The organism is Mesorhizobium sp. M0074 (genome assembly GCF_040322975.1).
Taxonomy (GTDB): domain Bacteria; phylum Pseudomonadota; class Alphaproteobacteria; order Rhizobiales; family Rhizobiaceae; genus Mesorhizobium.
In genome coordinates this window covers 154,849-170,126 of record NZ_JAMYUM010000002.1, presented here as the reverse complement: position 1 = coordinate 170,126, position 15,278 = coordinate 154,849, and the positions used below count along the sequence as shown (strand labels likewise).

The 15,278-nt window shown below is 63.5% G+C and carries 13 protein-coding genes; 8 read left to right on the top strand and 5 right to left on the bottom strand.

Annotated elements, in window-relative coordinates:
• Entirely contained in the window at positions 1–1,434 is a 1,434-nt protein-coding gene (gene puuE / locus NKJ73_RS03785) for an allantoinase PuuE (protein WP_023676222.1), read from the bottom strand.
• 173 nt (positions 1,435–1,607) lie between these two features.
• On the opposite strand from puuE, the gene uraH reads away from it, so the two are divergent.
• The 4 genes from uraH (at position 1,608) to xdhC (ending at position 6,868) form a co-directional block, all read left to right on the top strand.
• Positions 1,608–1,982 (top strand): hydroxyisourate hydrolase, encoded by a 375-nt coding sequence (uraH, locus tag NKJ73_RS03780; protein ID WP_023676223.1) that lies wholly within the window; start codon positions 1,608–1,610, stop codon positions 1,980–1,982.
• Between the two features lies 1 nt (position 1,983).
• Positions 1,984–3,465 carry a xanthine dehydrogenase small subunit gene (gene xdhA / locus NKJ73_RS03775; RefSeq protein WP_352568398.1) on the top strand — a complete coding sequence of 494 codons (1,482 nt, stop codon included), beginning with the start codon at positions 1,984–1,986 and terminating at the stop codon, positions 3,463–3,465.
• Positions 3,465–5,816: a xanthine dehydrogenase molybdopterin binding subunit gene (gene xdhB, locus NKJ73_RS03770; protein WP_023676224.1), complete on the top strand. Its 2,352-nt coding sequence runs from the start codon at positions 3,465–3,467 to the stop codon at positions 5,814–5,816. Before xdhA ends, xdhB begins: the two co-directional genes overlap by 1 nt.
• A gap of 62 nt (positions 5,817–5,878) precedes the next feature.
• Positions 5,879–6,868 carry a xanthine dehydrogenase accessory protein XdhC gene (gene xdhC, locus NKJ73_RS03765; RefSeq protein WP_023676225.1) on the top strand — a complete coding sequence of 330 codons (990 nt, stop codon included), beginning with the start codon at positions 5,879–5,881 and terminating at the stop codon, positions 6,866–6,868.
• 8 nt (positions 6,869–6,876) lie between these two features.
• Here the strand turns inward: xdhC and dps are convergent, their stop codons facing one another.
• From dps to NKJ73_RS03745, 4 genes are all read right to left on the bottom strand, one after another.
• Positions 6,877–7,359 carry a DNA starvation/stationary phase protection protein Dps gene (gene dps / locus NKJ73_RS03760; protein WP_352568397.1) on the bottom strand — a complete coding sequence of 161 codons (483 nt, stop codon included), beginning with the start codon at positions 7,357–7,359 and terminating at the stop codon, positions 6,877–6,879.
• A gap of 145 nt (positions 7,360–7,504) precedes the next feature.
• Positions 7,505–8,758 (bottom strand): LLM class flavin-dependent oxidoreductase, encoded by a 1,254-nt coding sequence (locus tag NKJ73_RS03755; RefSeq protein ID WP_023676227.1) that lies wholly within the window; start codon positions 8,756–8,758, stop codon positions 7,505–7,507.
• A complete protein-coding gene (locus NKJ73_RS03750; protein ID WP_031211656.1) occupies positions 8,755–9,768 on the bottom strand; it encodes an LLM class flavin-dependent oxidoreductase in 1,014 nt (337 codons plus the stop codon). Before NKJ73_RS03750 ends, NKJ73_RS03755 begins: the two co-directional genes overlap by 4 nt.
• Positions 9,769–9,843: 75 nt before the next feature.
• Complete coding sequence (locus NKJ73_RS03745; RefSeq protein WP_023676229.1) at positions 9,844–10,764, bottom strand: LysR family transcriptional regulator; 921 nt, start codon at positions 10,762–10,764, stop codon at positions 9,844–9,846.
• A gap of 140 nt (positions 10,765–10,904) precedes the next feature.
• Here NKJ73_RS03745 and NKJ73_RS03740 point away from each other — a divergent pair, with 140 nt between their 5' ends.
• From NKJ73_RS03740 to NKJ73_RS03725, 4 genes are all read left to right on the top strand, one after another.
• Positions 10,905–12,122, top strand: a complete 1,218-nt coding sequence (locus NKJ73_RS03740) for a urate hydroxylase PuuD (RefSeq protein ID WP_352568396.1) — start codon at positions 10,905–10,907, stop codon at positions 12,120–12,122.
• A gap of 1 nt (position 12,123) precedes the next feature.
• A complete protein-coding gene (gene guaD, locus NKJ73_RS03735; RefSeq protein ID WP_023676231.1) occupies positions 12,124–13,437 on the top strand; it encodes a guanine deaminase in 1,314 nt (437 codons plus the stop codon).
• Positions 13,438–13,511: 74 nt separating this feature from the next.
• Entirely contained in the window at positions 13,512–14,015 is a 504-nt protein-coding gene (locus NKJ73_RS03730) for a heme-degrading domain-containing protein (protein ID WP_352568395.1), read from the top strand.
• On the top strand, positions 14,012–15,277 hold the full coding sequence (locus tag NKJ73_RS03725; protein WP_352568394.1) for a glycerate kinase type-2 family protein: 1,266 nt from the start codon (positions 14,012–14,014) through the stop codon (positions 15,275–15,277). Before NKJ73_RS03730 ends, NKJ73_RS03725 begins: the two co-directional genes overlap by 4 nt.
• Position 15,278 lies beyond the last annotated feature (1 nt).

Genomic DNA, 15,278 nt, shown 5'->3' with positions numbered 1-15,278 from the left:
CTATTGCGGAAGCATGTCCTTGAGACGAAGCAGCGCGATGCGCTCGACCTGTCTGCAGGCGGTTTCGAATTCGACATCGTGGCTGTTGCCAATACGCGCCTCGAACTCGGCCAGGATCTCCCCCTTGGTCTTGCCTTTCACCGCAATAATGAAGGGGAAACCGAAACTGGTGACGTAGGCGGCATTGAGTTTTGCGAACAGCTCGCGCTCCTTGTCGGTCAGCGCGTCGAGGCCGGCCGAAGCCTGTTCCCTCGAGGATTCCGCCGTCAGCCGCTTGGCCTGCGCCAGTTTTCCGGCAAGGTCGGGGTGGGCATTGAGCACGGAAAGCCGCTCGGCCTCGCTTGCCGCGCGAAAGACGCGGCAGAGCGCATTGTGCAGGCCGCCGGCACTGTCATGCGCCGGGCCGAGCTCCAGCTCATAAGCGCGCTCGGCAATCCACGGCGAATGCTCGAACACGCCGCCAAATGTATGGACGAAGGCCTCGAATTCCATTTTCGACGGGCGCAGCGCCGGCAACCGGAACGGATGCGTCTCCTGCCAATGTTTTGCGATGTCGATGCGCCGTGCCAGCCAGACCTTGTCGTGTGATTTGACGTAGTCGATGAAGCGCTTCAGTGCCGCGACCCGGCCCGGCCGGCCGACGAGGCGGCAGTGCAGGCCGATGTTCATCATGCGCGGCCGTCCTGCCTTGCCCTCGGCATAGAGCGTATCGAAACTATCCTTGAGATAGGCAAAGAATTGGTCGCCCGAGTTGAAGCCTTGCGGCGTGGCAAAGCGCATGTCGTTGGCGTCGAGCGTATAGGGGATGACCAGCTGCGGCTTCGCCGACCCGTCCGGTGCCGCATGCTCGAACCAGTAGGGCAGTTCGTCGTCATAGGTGTCCGACACATAATCGAAGCCGCCCTCTTCCGCCGCCAGCCGCACCGTGTTGATCGAGGTGCGGCCGGTGTACCAGCCGGTCGGCCGCGCCCCTGTCACCTCATAATGCAGCCGGATCGCCGCCTCCATGTCGCGGCGCTCGTCTTCTGGCGCATGGTCGCGGTAGTCGATCCATTTCAGCCCGTGCGAAGCGATCTCCCAGCCGGCCTCCTGCATCGCCGCAACCTGGTCGGGCGAACGCGCCAGGGCCGTGGCGACGCCATAGCAGGTGACCGGCACTTGCGCCGCGCTGAATAGGCGCAGCAATCGCCAGAAGCCCGCTCGGGCGCCGTATTCGTAGATCGATTCCATGTTCCAGTGGCGCTGGCCGGGCCAGGGCGCGGCGCCGACGATCTCCGACAGGAAAGCCTCCGAAGCCTTGTCGCCGTGCAGGACGCAATTCTCGCCGCCCTCTTCGTAATTGACGACGAACTGCACCGCGACATGCGCCCCGCCGGGCCATTTCGGATCCGGCGGATTGGCTCCGTAGCCGCGCATGTCTCGTTCGTAACGCATTCTCGCTCCTGCCGGAAATTGTGATCAGGATAGTCGAAAGGAGTGCCTGCGCATTCCCCCGAAATTTTTGAAAGTGTTTTTGTCGCGGTCCGCTCGACCGGGACTTATGCATCGCCTTTAATTGGCGCACAATTCATGAATAGTGTTCGACTGTGCAGGGAATGGAGCAGCCAGTGGCGGAAACGTCGAAAGCCGAAGGCGGGCGCCTGACGACCCACGTCCTCGACACTGCGGCCGGTAAACCGGCGGCCGGTCTGTCGATCGAGCTCTATCATCTTGACGGTCAGGCCCGGACGCATCTGAAAACGGTCGTCACCAATGATGACGGCCGTTGCGATGCTCCGCTGCTTGCCGGCGCGGAATTCCGTACCGGCGAATACGAGCTGGTCTTTGCGGCCGGCGATTATCTGCGCCGGCAAGGGACAAAACTGCCGGAACCGGCCTTCCTCGACCATGTGCCGATCCGCTTCGGTATGGCCGAGCCGATGCACTATCATGTGCCGCTGCTTCTGTCGCCGTACGGTTATTCGACCTACCGGGGAAGCTGAGATGGCAGGGATCAAGACACGCAACGAAATCCGCTTCATCCTCAATGGCGAGGACGTCGCGCTCGGCACGGTTGCACCCGACCAGACCCTGCTCGACTGGCTGCGGCTCGACCGCTCGCTGCGCGGCACCAAGGAAGGTTGCGCCGAGGGCGACTGTGGCGCCTGCACGGTGCTGGTCGGCAGGCTCTCCGGTGGAACACTGGTCTATGAAAGCGTCAATGCCTGCATCCGCTTCCTTGGCTCGCTAGACGGCACGCATGTAGTGACCGTCGAGCATCTGCGCGGCGACGCAGGAAAACTGCATCCCGTGCAGCAGGCGATGGTCGATTTCCACGGCTCGCAATGCGGCTTCTGCACACCGGGTTTCGTCATGTCGCTTTATGCTCTGTGGATGCGGACGCCGGAGCCGTCGGACGCCGCCATCGAAAAGGCGCTGCAAGGCAATCTCTGCCGCTGCACCGGCTACGAGGCGATCATGCGCGCCGCACGTGCCATCTCCAGCTACGGCCCGGCGGCAAAGGATCCGCTGGCGGCGGAGCGCAAGTCAGTCACGGCTAAGCTCGAAGCGATGAAGGACGGTTCGCGCATCGAGATCGGCTCCGGCAGCATGCGGCTGATCGTGCCGGCCAATGCCGACGATCTGGCCAGCGTGCTGGTCAAGGAGCCGGCAGCCACTATCGTCGCGGGTTCGACCGATGTCGGCCTTTGGGTGACCAAGCACATGCGCGATATTGCGCCGGCGATTTTCATCGGCAATCTCGACGGTCTGTGCGGGATTTCCGAGGACAAAGGCGTCATCTCGATCGGCGCCGGTGTCACCTATAGCGAAGCCTTCTCGATGCTGGCGAAACGCATCACGGCGCTCGGCCCGCTGTTCGATCGCATCGGCGGCGATCAGGTGCGCAACATGGGCACCATCGGCGGCAATATCGCCAACGGTTCGCCGATCGGCGACACGCCGCCGCCGCTGATCGCACTCGGTGCCCGCCTGACGCTGCGCCGCGGCGACAAGCGGCGGACGATCCCGCTGGAGGATTTTTTCATCGCTTATGGCCGACAGGACCGGCAGCCCGGCGAATTCGTCGAGGCCGTGCATGTCCCGGTGCCAGGCAGCGAGACGAAATTTGCCGTCTACAAGATCACCAAGCGCCGCGACGAAGACATCACAGCAGCGCTAGGCGCGTTTATCCTGAAGCTCGCCGAGGATGACACGGTGGCGGATGTGCGCATCGCCTACGGCGGCATGGCGGCAACGCCGAAGCGAGCCTTTGGCGTCGAAAAGGCATTGCTTGGCAAGCCCTGGACGGAAGCGACGGTCGAGGCGGCGATGGCCGCGTATGCCGACGATTTCACGCCGCTGACCGACATGCGGGCAAGCGCCGAATACCGGGCGCTGGCGGCGCGCAACCTGCTGCTGCGCTTCTTTGCCGAAACCACCGGCACCCGGGCGCCGATCCAGGTATCACGGCACGAGGCGGCATGATGAACAAGCACGCCACGCCAAACCTGAAGGCAAAAAAAATCGCCGGCGGCGTCGCCACCGACCAGCGCCATGATTCCGCGCACAAGCATGTCAGTGGCACGGCCGTCTATATCGACGACATGCCGGAACCGGCCGGCACGCTGCATGGCTGCCTTGGGCTTTCGACGGCGACGCATGCCACCATCACCAGCATGGACCTTTCGGCGGTGCGCGCCGCACCCGGCGTCATCGACGTGCTGACGGCGAGCGACGTGCCAGGCGAGAACGACATTTCGCCGACCGGCCGTCACGACGAGCCGGTGCTGGCCGACGGCAAGGTGCAATTCTTTGGCCAGCCGATCTTCTGCGTCATTGCCGAAACCCGCGAGCAGGCGCGCCGTGCAACGAGGCTGGCCAAGGTCGAATACAAGGAATTGCCGTTCGTCGCCGATGTCGGTGAGCTCGATCCACGGATGGATAAGCTGGTCACGCCGCCGCTGACGCTGAAGCGCGGTGATGCAGCGGCTGCGATCAAGGCGGCGCCGCGCCGGCTGAAGGGAAAGATGCGCATAGGCGGCCAGGAGCATTTCTATCTCGAAGGCCATATCGCCTTGGCCATCCCTGGCGAGGACCACGACGTCACCATCTATTCCTCGACCCAGCACCCGAGCGAAATCCAGCACATGGTCAGCCACGCGCTCGGTGTTCCGAGCCACGCGGTGACGGTGGAAATCCGCCGGATGGGCGGCGCTTTCGGCGGTAAGGAAACGCAAGGCAATCAGTTTGCGGCATTGGCCGCTATCGCCGCGAAGAAACATCATCGGGCCGTGAAAATCCGGCCCGACCGCGACGACGACATGATCGCCACCGGCAAACGCCACGATTTCCTCGTCGACTACGAGGTCGGCTTCGACGACGAGGGCAATATTCTGGGCGTCGATTTCATGTTCGCGGCGCGCTGCGGCTTCTCGGCCGACCTCTCCGGCCCGGTCACCGACCGCGCGCTGTTCCATTGCGACAACACCTATTTCTGGCCGGCGGTGCACGCGCAATCGGCGCCGCTCTACACCAATACGGTATCGAACACCGCCTTTCGCGGCTTCGGCGGCCCGCAAGGCATGGTCGGCGCCGAGCGCGTCATCGACGAAGTTGCGTTTGCCCTCGGCAAGGACCCGCTCGAAATCCGCAAAAAGAATTTCTACGGCACCAGCGACCGAAACATCACGCCCTATCACCAGACGGTCGAGGACAACATCATCCACCGCATCGTCGCCGAGCTGGAGGCGAGTTCCGACTATGCGAGGCGCCGCCGCACCATCGATGCTTTCAATGCCAACAGCCGCTTCATCAAGCGCGGACTGGCGCTGACGCCGGTCAAGTTCGGCATCTCGTTCACCGCCACCCACTACAACCAGGCCGGCGCGCTGGTGCATGTCTATACCGATGGTTCGGTGCATCTGAACCACGGCGGCACCGAGATGGGGCAGGGCCTCTATGTCAAGGTGGCGCAGGTCGTGGCGGAAGAGTTCCAGATCGACCTCGATCAGGTCAAGATCACCGCGACGACGACCGGCAAGGTGCCGAACACCTCGGCCACCGCCGCGTCTTCCGGCTCCGATCTCAACGGCATGGCGGCGCAGAATGCCGCCCGCCAGATCAAGGACCGGTTGATCAATTTCGCCGTCGAGAGATACCAGGTGCCGCGCGACCAGGTGCTGTTCTTGCCCAACCGCGTGCGCATCGGAAACCAGGAGATCGCCTTCGCCGATCTCGTCAGGCAGGCCTATATGGCGCGCATCCAGCTTTCGGCGGCGGGTTTCTACAAGACGCCGAAAATCCATTGGGACCGCGACAAGGGCGAGGGCCATCCCTTCTACTATTTCGCCTATGGCGCCGCGTGCTCGGAAGTCTCGGTCGATACGCTGACCGGCGAATATGTCGTCGAGCGCACCGACATCCTGCACGAAACCGGCCGCTCGCTGAACCGCGCCATCGACCTCGGCCAGATCGAGGGCGGCTTCATCCAGGGCATGGGCTGGCTGACGACGGAGGAACTGTGGTGGGACGACAAGGGGCGGCTGCGCACCCATGCGCCATCGACCTACAAGATCCCGCTCGCGTCGGACCGGCCGAAGATTTTTAATGTGACTTTGGCCGACTGGGCGCAAGCAGGCGAGCCGACGGTGCACCGCTCCAAGGCGGTCGGCGAGCCGCCCTTTCCGCTCGCAATGTCGGTGCTGCATGCGCTGTCGGACGCAGTTGCGAGCGTTGCCAGCCACAAGATCTGCCCGCGCCTCGACCCGCCGGCCACGCCGGAGCGTGTGCTGATGGCGATCGAACGGCTGAAGCGGGAAGCCAAAACCGGCACTTGAATCCCGGAAAACGTGCAATTCAGGCCGAAAAACTCTATATTTCCCGATAGGGAACGCAAATGATGAACGCGAAAGTGCAGAGCCTGAAAGCCTTTCTTGCCGGCGCCGGCCGGGTCGCCTTCGTTGAGGTGGCCCGGACAAAAGGTTCGACGCCGCGCGAGACGGGTGCCTTCATGCTCGTCTCAGGATCGGCCACTTTCGGTACGATCGGCGGCGGCCAGCTCGAATACATGGCGATCGACAAAGCGCGACAGATGCTTTTCTCCCCCCTTGAGGGGGAGATGGCCGCGGAGCGGCCAGAGGGGGTCGTCTCAGAAGGTACCGCCAGCGCGTCGAGCACTGCCGCGGCGACCCCACCCGGCGGCTTCGCCGCCACCCTCCCCTCAAGGGGGAGGGATATCCGCGCCACCCTCGACATCGCGCTCGGCCCGGACATCGGGCAGTGCTGCGGCGGTAGGGTCGAGCTGCTGATCCAGCTAGTCGACCCCGCGCTTGAAGCCAAGCTGGTTGCGGCGGCGGAAACCGAGGAAGCGCAGCGACCGCATGTCTACATCCTCGGCGGCGGCCATGTCGGCCAGGCGCTGGCCTCCGCGATGGCCTTGCTGCCGGTGCATGTCGTCGTTGTCGAGACGCGAGCCGAGGCGCTCAAAGGCATGCCGGAAGCGGTCGAAACCAAGCTGACGCCGATGCCTGAGGCGATGGTGCGCGAAGCCCCGGCTGGATCCGCCTTCGTCGTCCTTACACATGACCACGCGCTGGACTTCCTGATCGTCGCCGAGGCTCTGAAACGCCGGGATGCCGCCTATGTCGGCATGATCGGCTCGAGAACCAAGAAGGCGACGTTCCGGAACTGGTTCCTGAAATCGGCGGACGGAAGCGAGGCGGAATTTGCCCACCTCGTCTCGCCGATCGGCGGCGATGCCGTTAAGGACAAGCGCCCGCAGGTGATCGCCGCACTCGCCGTAGCCGAGATTATGACAGCGTTGGCCGGCCATGCGGCGGCACCGTCCGCTCAGTCCAAAGCCTCTCACCGCAAGGCGATGGCTGGCTGACGTTTTGGCTATTCCTTCTCCTGCGTGTGCGCCTCAAGGAACCACAGCAATTTGTCGAGCGAGCGCGAATAGGCGGTGAAGATGTCGTCGGCGTCGCCCGCGCCAGCCGCCTCGTCGATCGCCGCGCGTGCCCGCTTGGCGGTTGCGGCATAGCGGTCGATCAGCGCCGCCAGATGGTCTCGGGTCTTGTGGATGTCGGTCGGATAGGCCTCCAGCATAGTCGCCTTCGACACCTCCTGCGAGGTGCCGAGCGCCGTGCCGCCGAGCTGTACGGCGCGCTCGGCAATGGTGTCGACATGGCCGTCGATCTCCTCGCGGAACGTGTCGAGCATCTCGTGGATGGCGATGAATTGCGGTCCCTTGACGTTCCAGTGCGCCTGCTTGGTGATCAAGGCCAGATCGATGGCGTCGGCGAGGCGGGCATTGAGAAGATCGATACACTCTTTCTTGGCATTGGATTGCAGGTCATTGCGGGTGGCGATGGCATCCATGATCGGCTCCTGTGGCGGTTGCGTCCGCGTGGTTTGAAAAGAGGGCGAAGTTTGGGATGGTCAATCGAATATGCGCGCAGACGCCTCATCGCCGCGGCACAGCATCCCAAAACGGCGATCTCCGACTTTCGTTCCGCTCGTCGTTTTACGCCGGCGTTTTCAAGCCCAGATGGTCGCGCAGCGTGCTACCTTCATAATCCTTCCGGAAAAGCCCGCGCCGCTGCAGCTCCGGCACGACAAGCGTGGCAAAGGCTTCGAGTTCGCCGGGAAAATAGGATGGCATGACGTTGAAACCGTCTGCCGCGCCGCCCTCGAAGCGTGCCTCGAGCTGGTCGGCGATCTGGGCCGGAGTTCCGACGACGCGCCAATGACCGCGCGCGCCGGCGAAATGACGGGCAAGCTGGCGAATGGACAGCTTGTCGCGGCGGGATTGCTCGATGACGAGCGCCTGCCGGCTCTGCATGCCTTCGCTGGCCGGCAGCTCGGGCAGCGGTCCGTCGATGGGATAGCGCGCGAGATCGGATATGCTGAGATAGCTGGAAAGCAGCGCGACACCGACATCGTCCGGTATCAGCTCCTGCAGTTCATCATGTCTTGCCCGGGCTTCCGCTTCGCTTGCCGCGACGACCGGCGCGACGCCGGGCATGATCTTGACGTCCTCCGGCTCGCGCCCATGGGGCGCCAGCCGTCCCTTGAGGTCGTCGTAGAAGGCCTTTGCCTCCTCGAATGTTTGCGCCGCAGTGAACACCACATCGGCGGTCCGGGCGGCAAGATCGCGGCCCTCATCCGACGCTCCCGCCTGAACCATGACCGGTGCACCTTGTGGCGAGCGCGGCAGATCGAGCGGGTCGCGCACCGAAAAACTTCTGCCTTCGTGTCCACCCTGGCCTCGCCAAAGGCCGGTAACCACGGCAGCGAATTCGCGCGCGCGTTCGTAGCGGTCCGCATGTGGGCGCAGTCCGGTCGAGCCGAAATTGGCGGCCTCGATCTGGCTCGCCGAAGTGACGAGGTTCCAGCCGGCTCGGCCGCCGCTCAGATGGTCGAGCGACAGGAAGGTCCGCGCCAGTCCGTAAGGCTCGTTATAGCTCGTCGACGCCGTGGAGACGAGGCCGATGCGCTCCGTCTGGACGGCGAGCGCGGCAAGCAGGCTTATCGGCTCGAAGCCGATCGAGCGCGACGTTTGGCTGGCGATGTCGACATTGGCCTCGCGCACGCCGGCGGCGTCCTCGCAGAAGATCATGTCGAACTTGGCTGCTTCCGCCGTCCGCGCCAACTGGACGTAATGGTCGATGTCGATGCCAGCCGTGACATGCGCCTGCGGATGGCGCCAGGCGGCGATGTGGTGGCCTGTCGCCCACAGGAAGGCGCCGAGCTTCATCTGGCCTCGACCGGCGCTCATTGCCGATCCTCCCCTGCAAGCCCGAGATGGGCGCGCAGTGTCGCCGCGCTGTAGCCGGACCGGTCAAGGCCGCGGCGGCGAAGCTCCGGCAGCACGAGACCGACGAAATCGTCGAGCGCCGATGTGAACGGCATGGCGATGTTGAAACCGTCGCAGGCTTTCGAGCGAAAGCACTCTTCGAGCCCGTCCGCAAACAGGTCCGGCGCGGCGGTTATTTCGGCGCTGACGGTAACGTTCATCAGCACTTTCAGCGCCTCCGGACTGCGCCCGAAGGCAAGCGCACGGCGCTTCAGATCGCCAGCCTTCGCCGGCTCGATCGATGCCTCATCCAGCAGGACGACATCGGCGGTGCGGGCGGCGATATCCGTGTCGGGCTCGGACAGGCCGGACATGACCAGCACCGGCGTGTCCTGCGGCGACCGCGCCACGTTGAGCGGCCCGCGCACGGAAAAATATTCGCCCTTGTGGTCGAGCAAATGCATCTTTTCAGGATCGAAGAAGCGGCCGCCACTTTTGTCGAACAGCAGCGCGTCTGCGTCCCAGCCTTTCCACAAGCCTTGCACGATGCCGATGAATTCCTCGGCGCGCAGGCGGAAATCGTCGCCGGAAAACCCTTCCGGTCGGCTGAAATTGGCCGCCTCGCGCGGATCGGGAAACATGCTCGCGTTCCAGCCGGCGCGGCCATGGCTGATGATATCGAGCGAGGCGAAACGGCGTGCGAGGTTGTAGGGCTGGTGGGCGACCGTCGACGCTGCCGCGACGAGGCCGATCCTGCTTGTCACCGTCGCCAGCGCTGCCACCAAGGTCGTTGCTTCGAATCGCATTTGGCGGTTCGGCCCGCCTGCAACCGGTGCGGAATCGCCCAGCAACACCATGTCCAGACCGGCCGCTTCGGCTTCTTGCACGAACCGCGTCAGCAGACTGAAGTCCGGGCCGGCGTCGGGCGGATGGGAAGGGGCGGCTTCCGGAGACAGTGAAACGGCGAGACACATTGTGGCGCCGTTGGCCATCGCTTTTCCCTGTTGAGCGAGATTCCTGGAGAATTATCTCGCCGGCTGGACGGAAAGCAACCGGCCAGCCGGCGATCATTTGCCGGCCAGAATATCCCTGATCAGCCGCTGGCAGCGCTCGGCCATGAAATCGAGCAGCAGCCGCACCTTCGGATCCTGCAGCTTCTTGTGCGGGTAGACGGCGGCGAACTGCACCGGCGTCGGCGGCGTGTTGCTCAGGATCACCTTCAGCCGCTGGTCGCGGATAAACGGCTCGACCTCGAAGCGCGGCTTGTTGATGATGCCGCGGCCGGACAGCGCCCAGCCGGTCAGCACGTCGCCATCATCGGTATCGTAGGGGCCGTGCACCTCGAACTTTTGCGGCCCATTCGGCGTCTGCAGCGTCCAGACATATTCGCGCGCGCCGGAATAGCGCAGCATCAGGCAATCGTGTTTCTTGCCGATCAACTCCTGCGGCTCGCTCGGCTCGCCGCGCACGTCCAGATATTGCGGAGCCGCTACCAGCACGCGTTCGCACTCCATGATGCCGCGCATCCTGAGGCTGGAATCCTCGATAATGCCCAGCCGGAACGCAACGTCGATGCCTTCCTTCATGATATCGACATTGTGATCGGAAAGCCGGAGCCGCACCTCGATATCTGGGTACCTGTCGTGGAAATCCGGGATTCCGGATGCTACCAGCCGCCGCCCGAGGCCGAGCGGCGCTGTCACCTTTATGGTGCCGCGCGGCTGGCCGGATAACGCGCTGACCGCCGCTTCCGCCTCGGTGACCGCCTCCAGCACCTGCTTGGCGCCAGAGTAGAACACCGTGCCGTGCTCGGTCGGCATCAATTGTCGCGTCGTGCGGTTGAACAGCCTGACTCCCAGGTGCTTCTCGAGCTCCTTGATCCGGTTAGAGGCGACCGCCGGCGAAATGCGCATGTCGCGCCCAGCCGCCGATAAATTGCCGAGCTCGACGACGCGGACGAAAACGGCGATGTTGTCGAGATAGGCCATGCGGCTTCCGTGGCTCTCATGTGGCAGCGTGTAACGAGCCTAGTATTTTCCAAATTTTTTTGAAAGTCATCGTGCAGCTCGGCTCTTTCCGTTTGCGCTCCAGTCCGTAAAGTCAGTGGATCGGCAGGGACGATTTTTTCATGATGGATTTCGCGATATTCTGGGATTGGCTGAGTTTCGCCGTGCGCTGGCTGCACGTCGTCACCGGTATCGCCTGGATTGGATCGTCCTTTTATTTCGTCGCGCTCGATCTCGGGCTGCGCCAGCGTCCGGGCATGCCTGCCGGAGCCTTCGGCGAGGAATGGCAGGTGCATGGCGGCGGCTTCTACCATGTGCAGAAATATCTGGTGGCGCCGGCTGAGATGCCCGAGCATCTGACCTGGTTCAAGTGGGAATCCTACGCCACCTGGCTGTCGGGTTTCGCCATGCTGTGCGTCGTCTACTATGCCGGGGCAGACCTGTTCCTGATCGATCCGAATGTGCTTGCCATGTCGGTGCCTACAGGCATCTTGCTGTCGCTGGCGACGATCGGCGTCGGCTGGGTGGTCTACGATCTCTTGTGCCGTTCGCCGCTTGGCAACAGCGACACCGGCCTGATGCTGGTGCTCTACGGCGTGCTGGTGTTCATCGCCTGGGGCCTGACCCACCTGTTCACCGGCCGCGCCGCTTTCCTGCATCTCGGCGCCATCACTGCGACGATCATGTCGGCCAACGTTTTCATGGTCATCATCCCCAACCAGAAGATCGTCGTCGCCGACCTGATCGCCGGCCGTAAGCCCGATCCGAAATATGGCAAGATCGCCAAACAGCGCTCGCTGCACAACAACTACCTGACGCTGCCGGTTTTGTTCCTGATGCTGTCGAACCATTATCCGCTGGCGTTCGGCACAGAGTTCAACTGGGTCATCGCCTCGCTGGTGTTCATCATCGGCGTGCTGATCCGGCACTATTTCAACACCAGGCATGCGCGCAAAGGCAATCCGACCTGGACCTGGCTGGCCGCCGCCGTCCTGTTCGTCGTCATCATCTGGCTGTCGACGGCACCGAAGCTGCTGACCGGCGAAGTCAAAACGTCCTCGGCGGCACAGGTCTACGTCGCCTCGGCACATTTTCCCGCCGTGCGTGATACGGTGCTTGGCCGGTGTTCGATGTGCCATGCGGCGGAGCCGTCCTACGAGGGCATTTACCACGCACCTAAGGGCGTGATGCTCGATACCGATGCCGGCATCGCCGAGCACGCCGGCGAGATCTACCTGCAGGCCGGACGCAGCCACGCCATGCCGCCCGCCAACGTCACCCAGATCACCGACAAGGAACGGGCACTGCTGGTAGCCTGGTTCGAAGGCGCGGGGAAATAGCATGACCAGCACGCTGCTGCGCGGCCGCACGCTGTCGTTTTTGCGCTGGCCAGAAACCATCGACGACCATTCCGCCTGGCGCTACGAGCAAGATGGCGGCCTGCTGATGCGCGACGGCAGGATCGTTGCCGCTGGTGCCTATGCCGAGGTCGAGAAAAAGGCTGGCGCGGGAACAAAAAAGATCGACCACAGGCCATATCTGCTGCTGCCCGGGTTCATCGATGCGCATGCACATTTTCCGCAGATGCAGGTCATCGCTTCCTTCGGCGCCGAGCTGCTCGATTGGCTGAACACCTACACTTTTCCGGAAGAGACAAAATTCCAGAACGCCCAGCATGGCCGCCGTATCGCCAGGCTGTTCCTGGATGAAGTATTGCGGCATGGCACCACGACAGTCGCGGCCTATTGCTCGGTACACAAGGAATCTGCCGAAGCGTTCTTTGCCGAGTCGCACGACCGCAACATGCTCAACATCGCCGGCAAGGTGATGATGGACCGCAACGCGCCGGACGGCGTGCTCGACACGCCGCAATCGGGCTATGACGACAGCAAGGCGTTGATCGATGAGTGGCACGGCAAGGGGCGCCAGCACTATGCCATCACGCCGCGCTTCGCCATCACCTCGTCGCCCGAGCAATTGGAGATGGCGGGCGCGCTCTGCCGCGAATATCCTGATCTGCACATGCAGACGCATCTGTCGGAAAACCACGCCGAGATCGCCTTCACGCAGCAATTGTACCCGCAGACGCGGGACTACACCGACATCTACGAACACTATGGGCTGCTCGGGCGCAGAAGCCTGTTCGGCCATTGCATCCACCTGTCGGAACGCGAGGCGGATGCGCTTTCGGATAGCGGCTCGGTGGCGGTGTTCTGCCCGACCTCCAACCTGTTTCTCGGCTCGGGCCTGTTCGATTATCAGCGCTATAGCCGCCGCCAGAAGCCGCTTCGCATCGCCGCCGCCACCGATGTCGGCGGTGGCACCAACTATTCGATGCTGCGCACCATGGACGAGGGCTACAAGGTGATCGCGCTGAGCGGCGAGAAGCTCAATCCGTTCCAGTCCTTCTGGCAGCTGACCCGCGGCAATGCCGAGGCGCTGTCGCTTGCGGAAAAGATCGGCACCCTGGAGGAAGGCAGCGACGCCGATATCATCGTGCTCGACGCCCGCGCCACGCCGGCGATGCGGCTGCGGGTGGAGACGGCGGACACGCTCGCCGAGGAATTGTTTCTGCTGCAGACGCTCGGCGACGACCGCGCCGTGCGCGAGGTCTATGTCGCCGGCCGGGCGGCCAAGGCGGATATAGGGGTGTAGCCGTCGTATGCGGCCGGCTTGACCGGGCGGCAGCCATCCGCCAAAGCAACAGGCGAGATCGACAGGGGAACGACATGGCCGTTGCGGACGATATCGCTCTGATCAAGAAACAGGAAGCCACGCTTGTCTTTTCGGCCTTCGATGAAGCCGTCGCTTTCGAGATCGGCTCGGCGATCCGCGACCGGGCTCTCAAGAAAAACCTGCCGATCATCGTCGATATCAGAACTTTCGACCGGCCGCTGTTCTATGCGGCAATGCCCGGCTCGAACGCCTCCAATCCGGACTGGGCGCGGCGCAAGATCAACGTCGTGCGGCGGTTCTTGAAAAGCACCTACCGCATTGTGCTGGAGCAGCAGCGCCCCGACCGCAGCTTCAAGCCCGGCGAGGGGCTGGACATTGCCGACTATGTGCTGGCCGGTGGCGGCTTTCCCATCACTGTCAAGGGCGCTGGCGTCATCGGCGTGATCGCCGTCTCCGGTCTACCGGAGCGCGAGGACCACGGAGTGGTCGTGGATACGCTGTGTGAGCATCTCCGCATCGACGCGCGCGAGCTGGCATTGCCGGCGGAAGCAAAATGACAGAGGTAGATCCCAAGCCTTTCCTCATTTCGATCTTCAACGCCGCCGTTGCCGCCGCCGATCCCCAGAGGTCGATCAAGGATCATTTGCCGGCAAGGCCGAAGGGCCGGACCATCGTCATCGGTGCAGGAAAAGGCTCGGCGCAGATGGCGGCGGCTTTCGAGAAAGTGTGGGACCGGCCGATCGAAGGTTTGGTCGTCACCCGCTACGGCTATGGCGCGGCCTGCCGGCGCATCGAGATCATCGAGGCGGCGCATCCGGTGCCGGATGCTGCGGGGCTCGAAGCTTCCCGGCGGCTGCTCGAAAAAGTCCAGGGACTGACTGCGGACGACCTCGTCGTGGCGCTCATTTCGGGCGGCGGCTCGGCGCTGCTGCCGTCACCTGCCGAAGGTCTGACGCTAGCCGACGAGATCGCCGTCAACGAGGCGCTGCTCGCCTCCGGCGCGCCGATCGCCGCGATGAACACCATCCGCAAACATCTGTCCTCGATCAAGGGCGGCAGGCTGGCGGCCGCCGCCTATCCTGCCAAGGTGGTCTCGCTGGTTGTTTCTGATATTCCGGGCGACGATCCGGCTCTGGTCGCTTCTGGTCCGACCGTGCCGGATATAGGCAGCCGCGAAGATGCATTAGCGTCGATCGCCGCCTATGACATGAAACTACCGGCTTCAGTGATGGCGCACATCAATTCGCCGGCCGCCGATGCGCCACGTCCGGACGACCCGCGTTTTATCCGCAACGAGGTACATCTGATCGCCTCGGCCGGCGTATCGCTGGAAGCGGCTGCGGCCGAAGCCAGGTACCAAGGTATCGAAGCGGTCATTCTCTCCGATTCCATCGAGGGCGAGGCGCGTGAGGTCGGCAGCGTCCACGCCGCAATCGCGCGCGAAGTGGCGACGCGCAACCGGCCATTCGCAAAACCGGTGCTGATCCTGTCGGGCGGCGAGACGACCGTGACCTTGCGCGCGAAAGGCAAAGGCGGCCGCAACTCGGAATTCCTGCTCGCCTTCGCCATTGGGATCAGCGGCATGGCGGGCGTCCACGCACTGGCCGCCGACACCGACGGCATTGACGGTTCGGAAGACAATGCCGGCGCCTTCGCCGACGGCTCGACAGTGTCGCGGATGCATAAGGCGGGCGTCGATGCCAAGGCCATGCTTGCCGGCAACAACGCCTGGACGGCATTCAATGCCGTAGATGACCTTTTCGTACCCGGTCCGACCGGCACAAACGTCAACGATCTCCGGGCGATATTGATCAAATAGC

Excerpts from the sequence above, each read along its gene's own strand:
- puuE (WP_023676222.1), bottom strand. The coding sequence starts at position 1,434 with ATGCGTTACGAACGAGACATGCGCGGCTACGGAGCCAATCCGCCGGAT.
- xdhA (WP_352568398.1), top strand. The coding sequence starts at position 1,984 with ATGGCAGGGATCAAGACACGCAACGAAATCCGCTTCATCCTCAATGGC.
- xdhB (WP_023676224.1), top strand. The coding sequence starts at position 3,465 with ATGAACAAGCACGCCACGCCAAACCTGAAGGCAAAAAAAATCGCCGGC.
- xdhC (WP_023676225.1), top strand. The coding sequence starts at position 5,879 with ATGAACGCGAAAGTGCAGAGCCTGAAAGCCTTTCTTGCCGGCGCCGGC.
- dps (WP_352568397.1), bottom strand. The coding sequence starts at position 7,359 with ATGGATGCCATCGCCACCCGCAATGACCTGCAATCCAATGCCAAGAAA.
- NKJ73_RS03755 (WP_023676227.1), bottom strand. The coding sequence starts at position 8,758 with ATGAGCGCCGGTCGAGGCCAGATGAAGCTCGGCGCCTTCCTGTGGGCG.
- NKJ73_RS03750 (WP_031211656.1), bottom strand. The coding sequence starts at position 9,768 with ATGGCCAACGGCGCCACAATGTGTCTCGCCGTTTCACTGTCTCCGGAA.
- NKJ73_RS03745 (WP_023676229.1), bottom strand. The coding sequence starts at position 10,764 with ATGGCCTATCTCGACAACATCGCCGTTTTCGTCCGCGTCGTCGAGCTC.
- NKJ73_RS03740 (WP_352568396.1), top strand. The coding sequence starts at position 10,905 with ATGATGGATTTCGCGATATTCTGGGATTGGCTGAGTTTCGCCGTGCGC.
- guaD (WP_023676231.1), top strand. The coding sequence starts at position 12,124 with ATGACCAGCACGCTGCTGCGCGGCCGCACGCTGTCGTTTTTGCGCTGG.
- NKJ73_RS03730 (WP_352568395.1), top strand. The coding sequence starts at position 13,512 with ATGGCCGTTGCGGACGATATCGCTCTGATCAAGAAACAGGAAGCCACG.
- NKJ73_RS03725 (WP_352568394.1), top strand. The coding sequence starts at position 14,012 with ATGACAGAGGTAGATCCCAAGCCTTTCCTCATTTCGATCTTCAACGCC.